This is a genomic window from Leifsonia sp. NPDC058292, assembly GCF_042880955.1.
GTDB lineage: Bacteria > Actinomycetota > Actinomycetes > Actinomycetales > Microbacteriaceae > Leifsonia.
In genome coordinates this window covers 1-14,524 of sequence record NZ_JBHVYL010000055.1, presented here as the reverse complement: position 1 = coordinate 14,524, position 14,524 = coordinate 1, and the positions used below count along the sequence as shown (strand labels likewise).

Annotated in this window: 12 protein-coding genes; 2 read left to right on the top strand and 10 right to left on the bottom strand. The window is 69.3% G+C overall.

Translation table 11 applies throughout. The features are described 5' to 3' along the window. Nucleotides 1–87: 87 nt before the first annotated feature. From ACFVWR_RS18020 to ACFVWR_RS18000, 5 genes are read right to left on the bottom strand one after another with little or no spacing between them, the layout of a single operon-like run. A complete protein-coding gene (locus ACFVWR_RS18020) occupies nt 88–846 on the bottom strand; it encodes an SDR family NAD(P)-dependent oxidoreductase (protein WP_387215409.1) in 759 nt (252 codons plus the stop codon). Further along, complete coding sequence (locus ACFVWR_RS18015; protein ID WP_387215406.1) at nt 837–2,057, bottom strand: ATP-NAD kinase family protein; 1,221 nt, start codon at nt 2,055–2,057, stop codon at nt 837–839. Before ACFVWR_RS18015 ends, ACFVWR_RS18020 begins: the two co-directional genes overlap by 10 nt. Before the next feature lie 10 nt (nt 2,058–2,067). After that, a complete protein-coding gene (gcvPB, locus tag ACFVWR_RS18010; protein WP_387215403.1) occupies nt 2,068–3,696 on the bottom strand; it encodes an aminomethyl-transferring glycine dehydrogenase subunit GcvPB in 1,629 nt (542 codons plus the stop codon). Then, nucleotides 3,693–5,084 carry an aminomethyl-transferring glycine dehydrogenase subunit GcvPA gene (gene gcvPA / locus ACFVWR_RS18005; protein WP_387215400.1) on the bottom strand — a complete coding sequence of 464 codons (1,392 nt, stop codon included), beginning with the start codon at nt 5,082–5,084 and terminating at the stop codon, nt 3,693–3,695. The genes gcvPB and gcvPA overlap by 4 nt, the downstream gene beginning before the upstream one ends. Next, nucleotides 5,081–7,177 carry a beta-galactosidase gene (locus ACFVWR_RS18000; protein WP_387215397.1) on the bottom strand — a complete coding sequence of 699 codons (2,097 nt, stop codon included), beginning with the start codon at nt 7,175–7,177 and terminating at the stop codon, nt 5,081–5,083. The genes gcvPA and ACFVWR_RS18000 overlap by 4 nt, the downstream gene beginning before the upstream one ends. 201 nt (nt 7,178–7,378) lie before the next feature. Here ACFVWR_RS18000 and ACFVWR_RS17995 point away from each other — a divergent pair, with 201 nt between their 5' ends. Then, nucleotides 7,379–8,038 (top strand): GntR family transcriptional regulator, encoded by a 660-nt coding sequence (locus tag ACFVWR_RS17995; RefSeq protein ID WP_387215394.1) that lies wholly within the window; start codon nt 7,379–7,381, stop codon nt 8,036–8,038. A gap of 4 nt (nt 8,039–8,042) precedes the next feature. Here the strand turns inward: ACFVWR_RS17995 and ACFVWR_RS17990 are convergent, their stop codons facing one another. The 5 genes from ACFVWR_RS17990 to ACFVWR_RS17970 all read right to left on the bottom strand — a co-directional run bounded on the left by ACFVWR_RS17990 (nt 8,043) and on the right by ACFVWR_RS17970 (nt 13,314). Then, nucleotides 8,043–9,800, bottom strand: a complete 1,758-nt coding sequence (locus ACFVWR_RS17990) for an amylo-alpha-1,6-glucosidase (RefSeq protein WP_387215391.1) — start codon at nt 9,798–9,800, stop codon at nt 8,043–8,045. Then, nucleotides 9,797–10,717: a carbohydrate ABC transporter permease gene (locus ACFVWR_RS17985; protein ID WP_387215388.1), complete on the bottom strand. Its 921-nt coding sequence runs from the start codon at nt 10,715–10,717 to the stop codon at nt 9,797–9,799. The genes ACFVWR_RS17990 and ACFVWR_RS17985 overlap by 4 nt, the downstream gene beginning before the upstream one ends. Next, nucleotides 10,714–11,676: a carbohydrate ABC transporter permease gene (locus tag ACFVWR_RS17980; RefSeq protein WP_387215385.1), complete on the bottom strand. Its 963-nt coding sequence runs from the start codon at nt 11,674–11,676 to the stop codon at nt 10,714–10,716. Before ACFVWR_RS17980 ends, ACFVWR_RS17985 begins: the two co-directional genes overlap by 4 nt. 10 nt (nt 11,677–11,686) lie before the next feature. Next, nucleotides 11,687–12,946, bottom strand: coding sequence for an ABC transporter substrate-binding protein (locus ACFVWR_RS17975; protein ID WP_387215381.1), 1,260 nt, complete (start codon nt 12,944–12,946; stop codon nt 11,687–11,689). 209 nt (nt 12,947–13,155) lie between these two features. After that, nucleotides 13,156–13,314, bottom strand: coding sequence for a hypothetical protein (locus ACFVWR_RS17970; RefSeq protein ID WP_387215378.1), 159 nt, complete (start codon nt 13,312–13,314; stop codon nt 13,156–13,158). 125 nt (nt 13,315–13,439) lie between these two features. On the opposite strand from ACFVWR_RS17970, the gene mgrA reads away from it, so the two are divergent. Beyond that, on the top strand, nt 13,440–14,477 hold the full coding sequence (gene mgrA, locus ACFVWR_RS17965; protein WP_387215375.1) for an L-glyceraldehyde 3-phosphate reductase: 1,038 nt from the start codon (nt 13,440–13,442) through the stop codon (nt 14,475–14,477). The last annotated feature ends 47 nt before the right edge of the window (nt 14,478–14,524 follow it).

The following is a 14,524-nucleotide window of genomic DNA, read 5'->3' as shown; positions in this document are numbered from 1 at the left end:
GAGTGTGGCCGGTCTGCCTGCCACACTCGACCGGAACGGCCACACTCACGAGGAACGGCCACACTCGGCGAGGCCGGGGCCGGAGCGCTACGCGATGCCGCCCCCGTCGACGACGAGCGCGGAACCCGTGACGTAACTGGACTCGTCGCTCGCCAGCCAGACGACAGCGGCGGCGATCTCGCGCGGCTCGCCCATGCGCTGCAGCGGACGGTCAGCGGCTTCGGCGAGGAAAGAACCGGTCTCCTGGCCGAGTTGGCGAGCCTCGTCGCGCAGCATGCCGGTGTTCACGTCGCCCGGGTTCACCGAGTTGACACGGATGCCCTGGGGGCCGTGATCGATGGCGAGCGCCCTGGTCATGTTGACGACGGCGCCCTTGGATGCGCAGTAGGAGATGGCCTGGGCTCCGCCCTTGAGCCCCCATCCCGACCCGGTGTTGATGATGGAGCCGCCGCCGTTCTGCGCCATCACGGGCACGACGTGCTTGCACATCAGGAAGATGCCTTTGACGTTGACACCGAACACCCTGTCCCACTCCTCGGCCGTGGTCTCGACGGCGGTGGTGCGCCGGATGATCCCCGCGTTGTTGAACACGACGTCGACCCCGCCGAACTCGGCGACCGTGTCGGCGACCACGCGTTCGATGTCGGTCTCGCTCGAGACGTCGGCGGTCAGCGCGAGCGCCGTGCCTCCCGCGGCACGGATCTCTTCGGCGACGGTCTCTGCGGCGCCCGGCTGCACGTCGACGACGGCGACGCGGGCGCCCTCCGCGGCGAAGGCGAGCGAGGTGGCACGCCCGATGCCTCCGGCTCCTCCGGTGACGATGGCGGTCTTGTTGTCTAGACGCATGGGGATGCTCCTTCAGTGGTGGGGTGTGACGTGACGAGGGATGAAGGGTCGACGATCGGCGGCGCAGCGGCCGCCGCCGCCGCCTCGACAGGGTAGATGCTCGACGATCGACGACCGGTGATGACGCGGATGCGGCCGGCGAGGCGGGCATCGACCGCTGCGTCACCGGTGTCGACCAGCAGCGGGCGGCCGCCGAGCTCGATGAGTTTCTGTTCGGTGGCGACGACGAGCAGCGGATCGGCGCCGAGCGCGTCGAGCACGCGCGACGACAGCTGCTGGTTGCCTCGCCCGAGGAGGAATCCTTGCCCGCCGATCACGGTGACCACCGCACTCGCATCGTGGCCGTCGATCGCGGCGAGCACCTGCGACTCGGAGGCGTCGCGCACGAGAAGACGGCCGTCCTCGACAACGTCGACGCCGAGCGGTGTGGCAGGGATGCCGAGCACCCGTGCGACCTCTGCGAGCGTTCCGCCCGGCCCGAGAAGGTAGCGCACGCCGGGGCGCAACTGCCCCACGAGACCGGTCGCCGCGCGACGCACCGCCTCGGCTTCGCCCGCGGGCGTCGCCGCCTTGCGCGCCTGGGTGCGGCCGGGAGCCGAAGGAACGGGGACCAGGGCGAAGAGACGGGGATCGGGGCGGCCGGCGCGCAGGAGGCTCTCATCCAGGTCGAGCACCTCGCTCGGCCCCACGGGAAGCGGGCCTCGGGCGAGCCACTCCGCAGCCAGGGCGCCCGCCGCGGTCGGCGAGACGGCGAAGCACGCGGAGTACATCTTGACCCCGGCTGGAACGCCGAGCACGGCCACGCCCGGCGCCAGACCGGCCGCGACATCGCGAGCCGTTCCGTCTCCGCCGGTGAACAGGATGAGCGACGCCCCTGCTGCGCCGAGCGCGACGGTCGCACGCCTGGTGTCGTCGCCGGTGGTTCCTCGGCCGGCGCCGTGAGCGGCGTAGACGACGCGGGGCGTCAGACCGGCGGCGCGCACGGCGTCTTCTCCGAGCGCCCCCGCCGCCGTGATGACCTCGAGCTGCGGATGCGACCGGGCGATGACGGCGAGGGCAGCGGCAGCCCGCGCCGCGGCGCGCGGCACGGCGCCACGCGCTGCGGCCTCCCGCTGCACCTCGGCGCCGTCGCTGCCGACCAGGCCGGCCGGCCCGCCGACGCCGGCGACCGGGTTCAGGAGGAACCCGATCGTCTGGCCCGGTGCATGCATCGGACCCACGCTAGACCGCGGCCCCGACCGACACCGACGCCGAAGCGCCAGCGGCCGCCCCAGCGCCCGCCGGAGTCTCGCCGAAGTACTTGCGACGGTAGGCGCGCCAGGTGACGGCCCACCGGTCGGGGTCGTCGAGGTCGTCGTGGTGCGTGTGGTGCACGGTCTGGTTGTGCGGAGCGGTGCGCACGACGTCGGGCGTCTCGCGCGCCTCGCGGGCCACCTCGGCGAGAACGGCAGCGTACTCGTCGAGCTCGGCCATCGAGTACGACTCCGTCGGCTCCAGGGTGAACGGCTGCGGCACGATGTACGGGTGGTGGCTCGTCCAGTAGTGCATGCCGAAGTCGGCGGCGCGAACCCCGATCTCCTCGCTGCTGATGCCGGTCTGCTCGAAGAGTTCCTGCCACGAGTAGCGAACCTGCTCGATGCGACGCCGGCCGGTCGCGTACGGCGCACTCGCCCCGGGGATCTCGAGGATGCGGCGCATCAGGTAATTGTTGTTCAGCACGGCCGTCTCGGCGACCGCTCGCAGCCCGTCGGCGCCGAGCGCCATGATCCACGAGTATGTCCGCACGATGTTCGGGATGACGCCGTAGAACGGAGCGACAGAGCCGATCGACTGCGGGCGGTCGGCGTCGAAGAAGAACCGGTCGCCGTCGCGCTCGACCACGGGGCCGGGGAGGAACGGCGCGAGCGCCTCGGAGACGGCGTTGGCGCCGGAGCCCGGGCCACCGCATCCGTGGGGCGTGCCGAACGTCTTGTGCAGGTTGAAGTGGCACACGTCGAATCCGGCGTCGCGGGCGCGTGTGATGCCCAGGATGCCGTTCGCGTTCGCCTGGTCGTAGGCGGCGAGCGCGCCGACCGAGTGGGCGAGGTCGACCCAGTCGCGGATGCGCGGATTGTAGATGCCGGTGTCTTCGGGGTTCGTCACCATGATCGCCGCGGTGCGCGGGCCGATCGCGGCACGCAAGGCCTCGACGTCGGGGTAGCCGTCGGCGTCGGGGTGGATCGTGATCACCTTGTAGCCGGCCGCCTTGGCGGTCGCCGCGTTCGAGGGATGCGAGAAGATCGTCGTGATGACCTCGTCCCGTTGCTCCGCCTCCCCGCGCGACGCGTGGTAGGCGCGGATCATCGAGATGTTCGCCCAGATGGCCTCGGAGCCCCCGCTGGTCTGCAATGAGACGCGGCTCATGCCGGAGATCTCGGCGAGCATCCGCTCGGTGCGCCAGACGATCTCGAGGATGCCCTGCACGCTCGCCTGACCCTGCAGCGGATGCAGCTCGGTGAGCTCGGGCGTGCGCACGATCGCCTCGTTGACCTTCGGGGCGTACTTCATCGTGCACGTACCCTGCCCGACGTCGACGTTCAGGTCGGCGCCGAGGTTCTCCTGGCTGAGTCGCAGGTAGTGCTTGAGCACTCGCATCTGAGCGATCTCGGGCAGCGCAGGCGCCGAGGTGCGGCGCAGGGATGCGGGCAGGTCGGCGACCACGTCGCCGACCTGGGCGAGCACACCCGGTTCGGCGCGCGAGACGAGCACGCCGCGCTCGCCCGGGGTGTGCAGCTCGAACACGATCGGCTCGTCCCAGCGGGCCTGGTGGAACCGGCGCAGGGCCGGCTTGGGTGCGATGGGAAGGCTCACGCGACGTTCTCCTTGGAGGCGGTGTTGTCGAGGGCCGCGCCGAAAGCTCCGGTGAGGTCGTCGATGTCGGACTGGGTGTTCTGCTCGGTGACGCACACGAGCAGGTGGTTCTCGCCGACGACGACGCCGGGCTCGAAGCCGTCCGCCCGAAGCACGGTGACGAGTTCGGGGGCGGTGAGCCGCGCATCCGTGAGGTCGACGACGAATTCGCGCAGGTGCACCGCGCTGTCGGCGAGTCGCACCCCGGGAAGCGCGCTGAGTGCACGAGCGGCATAGGCGGTGCGGGCGAGCAGGGTCTCCCCCAGCTCGGCCATGCCCTGCGGGCCCATGAGGGAGAGGTAGACGCCGGCCGCGATGCCCCAGAGGGCCGCGGCCGTGCCGACCCACTCCTTCCCTTCCTCGCGGAGAGCGAAGGAGGTGCGGTCGTAGGCGACGTCGCCGAAGCCGTACTCGCCCGCGACATCCGTCGACGCCAGACCGAACAGGCGCGACGGAAGCTCCATGACCAGACGGGGGTCGTCGTGAACCGCGATGAAGCCGGCGTGCGCTCCGCCGAACCACGGATGCAGCCCGAGCGACTGGATGTCGCCGTGCACGATGTCGGCGCCGAGATCGGCGGGAGGCGTGAGAACGCCGAGGCCGATCGGGTCGGTGCCGACGATCAGCAGGGCGCCGACGGCATGGGCAGCTTCTGCGAGCTCGGCGATGGCCGTCTCGAGCGCTCCGGTGAAGCTGGGGGTCTCCACCCAGACGGCCGCCGTCTCGTCGTCGATCCGGGCGGCCACGGCCGCGATGTCGGCGATGCCGTCGACGGTGGGCACGAGCTCCAGGTCGATCGTGGGGGCCACGAAGTCGAGCACCTTCGAGAGCTTGTCGGGATGCGCGTCGCTGACGAGCAGCACGCGGCGGCGGCCGGTGATGCGCCCGCTCATCGCCACCGAGGTGGCCGCGGCCTGGTAGCCGTCGTACGTCGGCACGTTGACCACATCCTGGTTCAGCAGCTCGCCCATCAGCGACTGGTACTGGAACAGGGCCTGGAACCGGCCGTGATCCTCGTACGGCTCGCCCGCGTATGCGGTGAGGAACTCGCTGCGGTTGATCACCTCGTCGACCACCGCCGGCACGGTGTGGTGGTAGGTGCCCGCACCCAGGAAGGAACGACCGGGCTCGAGCGGCCGGTTGCGCCTCAGCAGACCGCCGACGTGACGGGTGAGGTCTTGCTCGGCCACGAGTGGCTCCGGCAGATCGAGCGCGCGACCCAGGCGCAGGTCGGCCGGGATGTCGGCGTAGAACTCCTCCACGTCGGCGGCGCCGACGGCCTCGAGCATCGCCTGTCGCGACTCGGGCGCCGTGTTCGGCAGATACGGATGGACGAAGGGCTTGGTCATAGTGCTGCCTCGCGGTCGCTTGCGGATGGGACGGATGAAACGGAGGGGCGGCCGGCCGGATGCCGCACGACTGCGACGTCGAACGCGCCGAGAACGATGGGGAGGGATGCGTCGGCGCCGCTCAGCAGGTCGGTGCCGCCGTCGATGCCGGGTAGGGTCACCGACTCGCGGCCGTGGTTGAGCAGGAACGTGAAATCGGTGGAGCCGTCTGTGCGCGTGACGACCTCGACGGCCCCGGATGCGTCGCTCGCGTCGAACGAGTCGAACGGCGGCCGAACCCCGGCGTCGGCGAAGACGCGCGCGAGGATGGCTCGCATGCCCGGGGCGTCGAGGCCAGCGCCGAGATACCAGGCGGCTCCCTTCCCGCGGGCTCGGCGGGTGATGGCCGGTCGCCCCGCCAGGTCGCCGTCGGCGAACGAGGCGATCACATCGACCCCCTCGGCGACGAGCCATTCGCTCCACACCCGCACGGCGAAGCTGTCGTCTGAGCCGTGCAAGCGGATGCTGCGGGCATCGCCGTCGGCCAGCGGCCACCACTCGTCGACCTCGACGCCGAGTAGGTCGCGCAGAGGGCCGGGCGCACCGCCGGGGTGGATCTGCTCGCGGTGGTCGACGACCCCGCTGAACGGACCGACGACGAGCTGGCCGCCGCCGGCGACGAAGGTGGTGAGGGCATCCGCCTGCTCGTCGGTCACGGCGTAGAGGTTCGGGACCAGCAGCACGGTGTGGTCTCCGAATGGACCGGCGGCGCGGGCGACGTCGACCGGCTGACCGAGGGCGAACGCGGCCGCGTGCCAGGCGCGCGCCTCGGTCAGCCAGTTCAGGCGCAGCGAGGGCAGCGAATCCGGAGCGCTCACTCCCCACCAGGAATCCCAGTCGGCGACGAGGGCGACGGAGGCGCGAACCCGGGTGTCTTTGATGGCGGAGAGCTTCTTCAGTTCGGCGCCGAGCTTCTTCGTCTCCTCGAAGGTGCGGCTGCGCTCACCGCGGTGGCCCAGCATCGCCGAGTGGAACTTCTCGGGGCCGAACCTGGCCTGCCGCCACTGGAAGAACATCACGCCGTCGGAGCCGTGCGCGAGCGCCTGCATGCTGCCGAGGCGCATCTGCCCCGGCGCCTTCGGCACGTTGACGTCGCGCCAGCTCACCGCGCTCGGCGCCTGCTCCAGCAGCAGCCAGGGTCGCCCGTCCTTGAGCGAGCGCATCAGACCGTAGTTGAGGGCGGCGCCGACGTGCGCGTCGGGATCGGCGGGGTCGGGATACGCGTCGTCGGTCACCAGGTCTTCGGCGGCGGCGAAATCCCAGTAGTCGAGCTCACGGAACAGGCTCATGAAGTTCGTGGTGACGGCGACCCCGGGGGTCACTTCGCGGAGCACGTCGATCTCCGCCTGGAAGAGTTCGAGCAGCGCGTCGGAGGAGAACCGCTCGAAGTCGACCTGCTGAGCGGGGTTGATCGGTCCGGTGGCCGTGCGAGGCGGCTCGATCTGCTCGAAGTCGAGGTAGTGCTGACCCCAGCAACTGGTGCCCCACGCCTCGTTGAGGCCGTCGATGGTCGTATACCGGTCTTGTAGCCAACGGCGGAAGTGCTGCGCCGACACTGGGCACCAGCACCGCGACACGTGATCGCCGTACTCGTTGGAGACGTGCCAGAGCGCGAGCGCGGGATGCTCGCCGTAGCGCTCGGCGAGCGCGCGGGTCAGGCGGACGGCCACATCCCTGAACACGGGGGAACTCGGGCAGTACGTCTGGCGCGAGCCGAACTCGAGCCGAACGCCGTCGACGTTGTGCGGCAGCACCTCGGGATGCTCGCGGACGAGCCAGGCCGGCGGCGTGGCGGTGGCGGTGGCGAGATCGAGGCGGATGCCGTGGCTCCACAGCAGGTCGATCACGCGGTCGAGCCCGGCGAAGTCGAACTCGCCGGGGCGCGGTTCGAGGAGCGGCCAGGAGAACACGGGGAGGGTCACGAGCGTCACGCCGGCCTCGACCATGAGGCGGGCATCCTCCTGCCACACCTCTTCGGGCCACTGGTCGGGGTTGTAGTCGCCTCCGTAGGCGAGCGCGTCGAGGCGGATGCTTCGCGGCGAGGCGGTCGTCATTGGTCTCCCCTTGTCGGTTCGGGCCCGGTCGGTTCGGGTGCTGGTCGGAGCGGACCGAACGGTCGCTTTACAACGACGTTCGAGTAACTGTATTCTGTATACAGCAACGCTAAGGCGAATGCCAAGACGGGTCAACCCCTAAGCTGGCGACGCCGACGAGGCCCCACGACGCCTCGGTGCGCAGGACGCCTGGAGGGGTGCATGACGATCGAGCGCAAGAATCTGCGATCACAGGTGCGCGAAGAATTGATCGCGAGAATGCGTGCAGGAGAAGTGCGACCGGGCGAGAGCATCAACGAGGTGCAGCTCGCCGCTGAGCTCGGCGTCTCGCGCACACCGCTGCGGGAGGCCCTCATCGCGCTCGAGAGCGAAGGCCAGATCGAGAGCGAGAACGGCAAGGGCTTTCGGTTCGTGCCCCTGAGCGCCCGCGAGTTCGAAGAACTGTCTCCGATCATCGTGACGCTCGAGTCGCTCGCGCTCGAACTCTCCCCCATCGACGAGCTGGAGGCGCTCGGCGGCCGCCTGGCCGCGCTCGCCGCCGAGTTCAACGACGACGTCGCCGAACACGCGCTTGTCAATCGCCGAGACGACGAGTGGCACAACCTCATGCTGAGCGCGTGCCCGAACAAGCGGCTGCTCGAACAGATCGCGGCCGTGCGCCTGGCCATCCACCGATACGAGTCGCTGCTCGTGCCCGACGAGGTCATGGTGGAGCGCAGCGCGATCGAGCACGCCGACATCGCGCGGTACCTCATCGCCGGTGACGTTCCGGCCGCCCAGCGGGCGCTCGAGGCCAACTGGACCAACGGGATGCGCCGCCTCCTCGCCGACGCCGGCATCTCCTGGGAGCGCCTGGCCTGACACGTCACGCGGAGACGCGAACCGCGAGGTCGACGAAGAGGGCGGCCGACCAGCCGAACGAGGTCGTCGCGGTGCGCGCCTTGCCGCCCGTGAGCGGGTTGAAGTATTCGTGGGGGCCGCCACCGTCGATCACGAGGCTCAGGGTCGCCTCGGCGAGGGCACGGCTGCGCTCGGCGTGACCGGAGACCGCCAGACCCTCGACCAGCAGCGCGTTGACGTTGATCCAGACCGGCCCGCGCCACATCCGCTCGGGCGAGAAGTCCGGGTCGCGCGCGGCGACGGTGGGAACGGCGAACGGCGTCGCGAAGCGCTCGGGGTCGTCGATGGCGGCGAGCATCCGGCCGACGATGCGGCCAGGAAGCCGGCCGGTGAGCAGCGGCAGCAGGCTCACGGCGGTCTGGGCGGCGAGCGGATGCCCGGCCCCCGACGACCGGAAGAAGCCGGCCTCGTCATCCCACATCCGCTCGAGCGCCGCGAGGGTGGCCTCGGCCCGCTCGCGGTGCATCGCGTCAGCTGCCCGGTCGCCGCGGTCGCGGGCGTGGGCGGCCAGCAGATCGTCTTGCAGGATCAGATAGGCGGCGAGATCAGGGGACGCGACGGGCAGCTCGGCGTCGAACACAGGGCTGTCGTCGAGCCCCGACGAGTACGGATGGCCGTATTCGGGCATCCCGTCGCCGTCGAGATCGGAGTCGCGGAACCACCAGTCCTGGCTGCGCGCCACGGTCGCCCAGGCCCGCTCGAACCAGGCCGGATCATCCACCCGGCCTTCGAGCGCACGCAGCGCCCAGGCGGCGAGCGGCGGCTTGGTGAGCGGTATGGGCGCGGTGGGGTCTGCGATGGCGGAGCCGGCACGGCGCAAGTTGTCCCTGTCGCCCGGCGGGAGGTCGTCACTCGAGGCGAGCACGCCATCGTCGTGCACCACGTCGGGCAGCTGACCGGCGGCGGTCGGGAAGCCGAACGCCAGGTCGAGCTGTTCGCGCGCGAGCTCGGGGTCGCCGTGGCGCAGACCGGCGGCGATGAAGTACGCATCCCACTGCCAGAGCCCGACGTAGCCGATCTTCGACGGCACGACGGCCCTGGCGCCCCCGCGGCCGGGGAGGGTCACGATGTTCGCGCCGAGCACCCACCAGCAGAAGGCGGTCATGTCGGCGAGGTCGTCGCGCACGACGGGACACCGGGCGAACCAGTCGTTCCAGACCTGCGCGGTTGCGGCGAGCGCGCGGACGTGTGAGACGTCGGCCCTGCCGTCGTCTGCGCTGGCGCCGTCTGCGCTGGCGCCCGACGCGATGTCGAGCCGCAGCGACGACCCCGAGAACGACAGGCGCACGGTGTCGCCGCGCACGAGCAGATCGTCCGCGCCGACGGCGCTCCACGACGCCGTCGCGGCCGAAGGAAGGCCGGGCCGCCAGAGACCCGCGTCGAGCCCGGCGTCGGCGAGCGACGGAACATCGAGTTCAACGCTCCAGCGGCCCCCGCCCCCGAGGCTCAGTGCTGACGGGCCGTCGAACGTCAGCGTCACCCCGGCATCCGCGAACTCGATCCTGTCGGGAAGAACATCCGTGACGGGCGCGACTCGACCGTCTGCCGTGTACACCCGCAGCGTTCGCACCAGCACGCACTCGTCGAGCGGTCGCTCGTACTCGGCGAGCCGAACGGTCAGGGCCCCATCGGCCCGCTGCACGAGGATGCGCGAACCGGGAAACGTGAACGGAGCGTTCTCCAGGTCGAGATACCGCGCGGCGCGGTCTCCGGCGGCGCTCACCGGCCGCCCAGGCCGGACGAGGCCATGCTGTTGAGGATGCGGCGCTGGCCGATCACGAACGCGATGAGCATCGGGATGGTCGCGACGGCCGAGGCCGCCATGATGAGCCCGTAGTTGATCGAGCCGAACTGCCCTCGGAAGCTCTGCAGCAGAAGGGGCACGGTGAACAGGTCCTGGCTGTTCAGCAGCACGAGCGGCAGCAGGAAGTTGTTCCAGGTACTGAGCGCCACGATGATCGCCAGAGCGCCGAGGCCCGGCTTCAGGTTGGGCAGGATGATGCTCCAGAAGATGCGCCAGCGGCCGGCGCCGTCGACCAGCGCGGCCTCCTCGAGCTCCTGGGGCAGCGACAGCACGAACTGCCGCATCAGGAAGACGGCGAAGGGATTCGCGAGGGCGGCGGGGATGATCAGCGAGAGATGCGAGTCGACCCAGCCGAGGCGTGCCATCAAGAAGTAGAACGGGATGAGCGTGACCTGCATCGGGATCATCTGCGTGGCGAGGAACACGATGAAGAGCGCCCGGCTGCCGCGGAACTTGATGCGGGCGAAGGCGTAGCCGGCCATCGCCGCGGTGATCAGGGTTCCGATCACCACGAGCACCGCGATGTAGATGCTGTTGAAGTACGCCTGTGCGAATGGAGCGTCGTTCCAGGCGTCGATGAAGTTCTGGAACGTCCACGGGGCGGGCCACACGCTGAGGGGAGCACCGAGCAGCTGCGGCAGCGTCTTGAACGAGGTGAGCAGCATCCAGAGAAAAGGGAACACCATCGCGATGCCGCCGACGAGCAGCACGACATGCAGCACGACCTTGCGGGTGCGGGTGCCCGCGCTGCCCTCCCGAGGGGGACGGGTCGGGGATGCCGGGGCCGAGCCCGCCGGTGTCTCGCGGCTGGGAGAGGGCGTCACTGTGGTCGTCATGCGTCGGCATCCTCGTAGTGGACGAACTTCTTCTGGGCGGTGAACTGGATGCCGGTGATCACGAGGGTCAGCACGAGCAGGATGATCGACGCGGCGCTCGCCGGACCGAACTGGAACTTGCCGAAGCCGAGATCGTAGATGTGGTAGACGATCGTGCGGGTCGCATTGTCCGGCCCGGCGTTGGCGGTGAGGATGAAGACGGTGTCGAACGTCTGCAGCGAACTGATGAAGGCGATGACCGTCGAGAAGAACATGATCGGCGACAGCAGCGGCAGCCGGATGCGGAAGAACAGGGTGAGAGCGCCGGCCCCGTCGATGCGGGCCGCCTCGATCACCGACGGCGAGATGTTCTGCAGGCCGGCGAGGAAGATGATGACGTTCAGCCCGAGCGACGACCAGATCGAGACGATGCACACGGCGATGAGCGCGAGATGCGGGTCACCGAGCCAGTCGGGCGCCGGCACGTGGAACACATCGTGGATGAAGCCGGAGAGCACGCCGTCTTTGCGGAACAGCTGCTGCCAGATCATCGCCACGGCCACACTCGAGGTGACGACCGGGGCGAAGAAGAGGATGAGGTACAGCGTGCGCGTCTTCAGCTTCTCCAGCGCGACCGCGATCACGACGGCGAGTCCGAGACCCACGGGAACGGTGATCAGCGCGATGAGAAGCGTGTTGACGATCGACCGGCCGAGCAGAGGGTCGCTCAGCTCGGTGCGGAAGTTGTCGAACCCGACCCAGCTGAGCGGGTTGAGACCGTCCCACTGCGCGAACGCGAGCACCAGGCTCGCGACGAACGGCAGAACGACGAAGAGCCCCATGCCGATCAGTTGCGGGCCGACGAACACGTAGCCCCAGCGGCGATCACGACGCCGCCAGGCGGGCTCCGCGCGGAGCCCGCCTGATGGTGTGCGCGGTGCCGGCGCTTCGATGGTGACAGAACCGGAAGGTGCACTCACTGCTGAACCTCTACTTGCCTGTCTTGTCGGAGATCAACTTGGCGATGTCGTCGAGCGTCGACTTGGTCGACTCCTTGCCCTGGTAGAGCGCGAGCATCTTGTCGCTGATATCGCTCGACAGGCCGGGCACGGATGCCTCCGTCGCGTCATCCTCGAAGCCGATGTCGCGCATGTCGAGCAACGTCTGCGCGTGCTCGGGGTAGCCGTCGAGCACGACGTCGTCGGCGCCCTTGATCGACGGAACGGCGTTGCCGCCGCCCTTCAGGCGAGCCGTCTGGCCCTCGGCGCTCAGGAAGTTCGTCCAGAAGTCGAACGCGGCGTCCTTGTTCTTCGTCTTGGCGTTGATGGCGAGATAGCTCACGGCCACGCCTGTGGGTGCGGCCTTGCCGTCGGGCGTCGGCCAGCGCACCACGTCGTAGTCGTCGGGGTCGCCCGCGGCCTTGACTGTGCCGATCGTGTACCGGCCCTGCACGAAGAAGCCCGCCTTGTGGCTGACGAAGACGCTGTCGGCCCCGGCGCCCTCGGGCAGGGTGTCGGCCACAACGAACGTTCCGTTCTGGAAGTTCTTCGCGAGCACATCCACCGCCTTCACGCTGGTGGGGTCGGTGTTCGCGACGAACTCACCCGACTTGTCGAACGCGGTGCCACCCTGCGACGAGATCCAGCTGTAGTGGGTCGACCAGTAGTTCCAGAACATCGAGCCGGTGAGGCCCGCCTTCTTGAGCTTGGCGTTCATGTCGAGGTACGCCTCGGTGGTCCACTTGCCCTGTTCGGCGAGGGTGGCCGGATCGTCCTTGACGCCGGCTGCCTTGAGAGCGGCCTTGTCGTACCAGAGAGCATCCGGGTTCGAGTCGTTCGGGGCGGCGTAGTACTCGTCGCCCTTCTTCGTGGCACCGAACAGGCCCTGAGCGAAGTCGTCGGGCTTGGTCTTGCTGGCGCTCGACTCCATCAGGTCGGTCAGCGGCAGCAGTGCCTTCGAACTGACGAACTGGCCGATCTTGTCGTCGCCGATGTAGAACACGTCGGGTGCTGTTCCCGACGCCAGCTGGGCGAGCAGCTTGGTGTGATAGTCGCCGTAGTCGGCCACGGGCTGGAAGACGACCTTGATGTCGGGGTGGTCTTTCATGAACTGCGTGTCGAACGCCTTGTAGCGGGCGATCTCCTCGGGGGTGCCCCAGCTCGACCAGACGACGGTCTTGCCTCCAGAACCCCCTGAGCCCGAACAAGCGGCCATGCTGAGTGCGAGCGCGACAGCCGCCCCAACAGCCACCAGCCTTCTCACCTTTGAGTCGACGCGGGACATGCCTACCTCATTCCTTGAAGTGTCTCTCGGTCGGGCCGCCCGGCGGGTACTGCGGTGAGCCCATCTGTATTCTGTATACAAAACGCAGATCTGTCAACCGGGCCGCTCGCCGCTCACAAAAAAGCGCCGCCCACGAGCGTGGACGGCTCGAAGACGGCGCAGCGGACGAAGGCGGGCTACCCCTTCGACGCCCCGCGCCGGAGGAAACCGATGATGACGGTGATGACGAAGAAGACGAGGCCGAGGATGGCCAGCCAGAGCAGACCCTTGATGGCGAAGCCCAGAATGGCGAGCACGGCCCACACGACGAGAAGGATGATGATGAGAGCGATCATGTCTCCGAGGTAACTCTCATCGAGTGGCCGGGTCAAGCAACGGCGAGTCATTCATCCGATTCGATGCTTACTGGCATCGCGTCTCCCTGTTGGACAGCCGGGCCGGATCGCACGAGAGTTGCCTCATGGCCTACGAACCGAATCCCGACCGCTACGACCGGATGACCTACCGACGCACCGGGCGCAGCGGGCTCGACCTCCCCGCCCTCTCGCTCGGCCTCTGGCACAACTTCGGTGACGACCGCTCCCACGAGACGCAGCGCGACACCGTGCTCCGCGCGTTCGACCTGGGCGTCACCCACTTCGACCTCGCCAACAACTACGGGCCGCCCTACGGCGCCGCCGAGACGAACTTCGGGCGCATCGTGCGCGACGACCTGAAGCCGTTCCGCGACGAGATCGTGGTGTCGTCGAAGGCAGGCTGGGACATGTGGCCGGGCCCGTACGGCCAGGGCGGCGGCGGGCGCAAATACATGCTGGCGAGCCTCGACCAGTCGCTGAACCGGCTGGGGCTCGACTACGTCGACATCTTCTACTCCCACCGGCCCGACCCGACGACGCCGCTCGAAGAGACGATGCAGGCCCTCGACACGGCCGTGCGGTCGGGCCGGGCGCTCTACGTCGGCCTCTCCTCTTACAGCGCCGACGAGACCCGCCGCGCGGCGGCCATCCTGCGCGACCTCGGCACGCCGTTGCTCATCCACCAGCCCTCGTATTCGATGCTCAATCGCTGGATCGAGAACGAAGGCCTGCTCGACGCCGCGGGCGAGCTCGGCTTCGGCGTCATCGGTTTCACCGCACTCGCGCAAGGGATGCTGACCGGCAAGTACCTCGACGGGGTTCCCGAGGGCTCCCGCGCGGCGGCGGGAACGTCGTTCGATCGCGAGTGGCTCACCGACGAGGCTGTCGGCCACCTGCGCGCGCTGGCCGACATCGCTGCGGGGCGCGGGCAGTCGCTGTCCCAGCTCGCCCTGGCGTGGGCGTTGCGGGATGAGCGGGTCACCTCCCTCGTGATCGGCGCGAGTAGCGTGCAGCAACTGGAGCAGAACGTCGGAGCGCTCGACAACCTGTCGTTCACCGCCGAGGAGCTCGCCGCGATCGACGAGCACGCGGTCGACGCCGGCGTCGACCTCTGGGCCGGCGCGCGCCGCGGCGAACTCTAGCGACTCGCGCCCTCCCATCGCGCGGCATCGAGGGGTCCCAACACGCC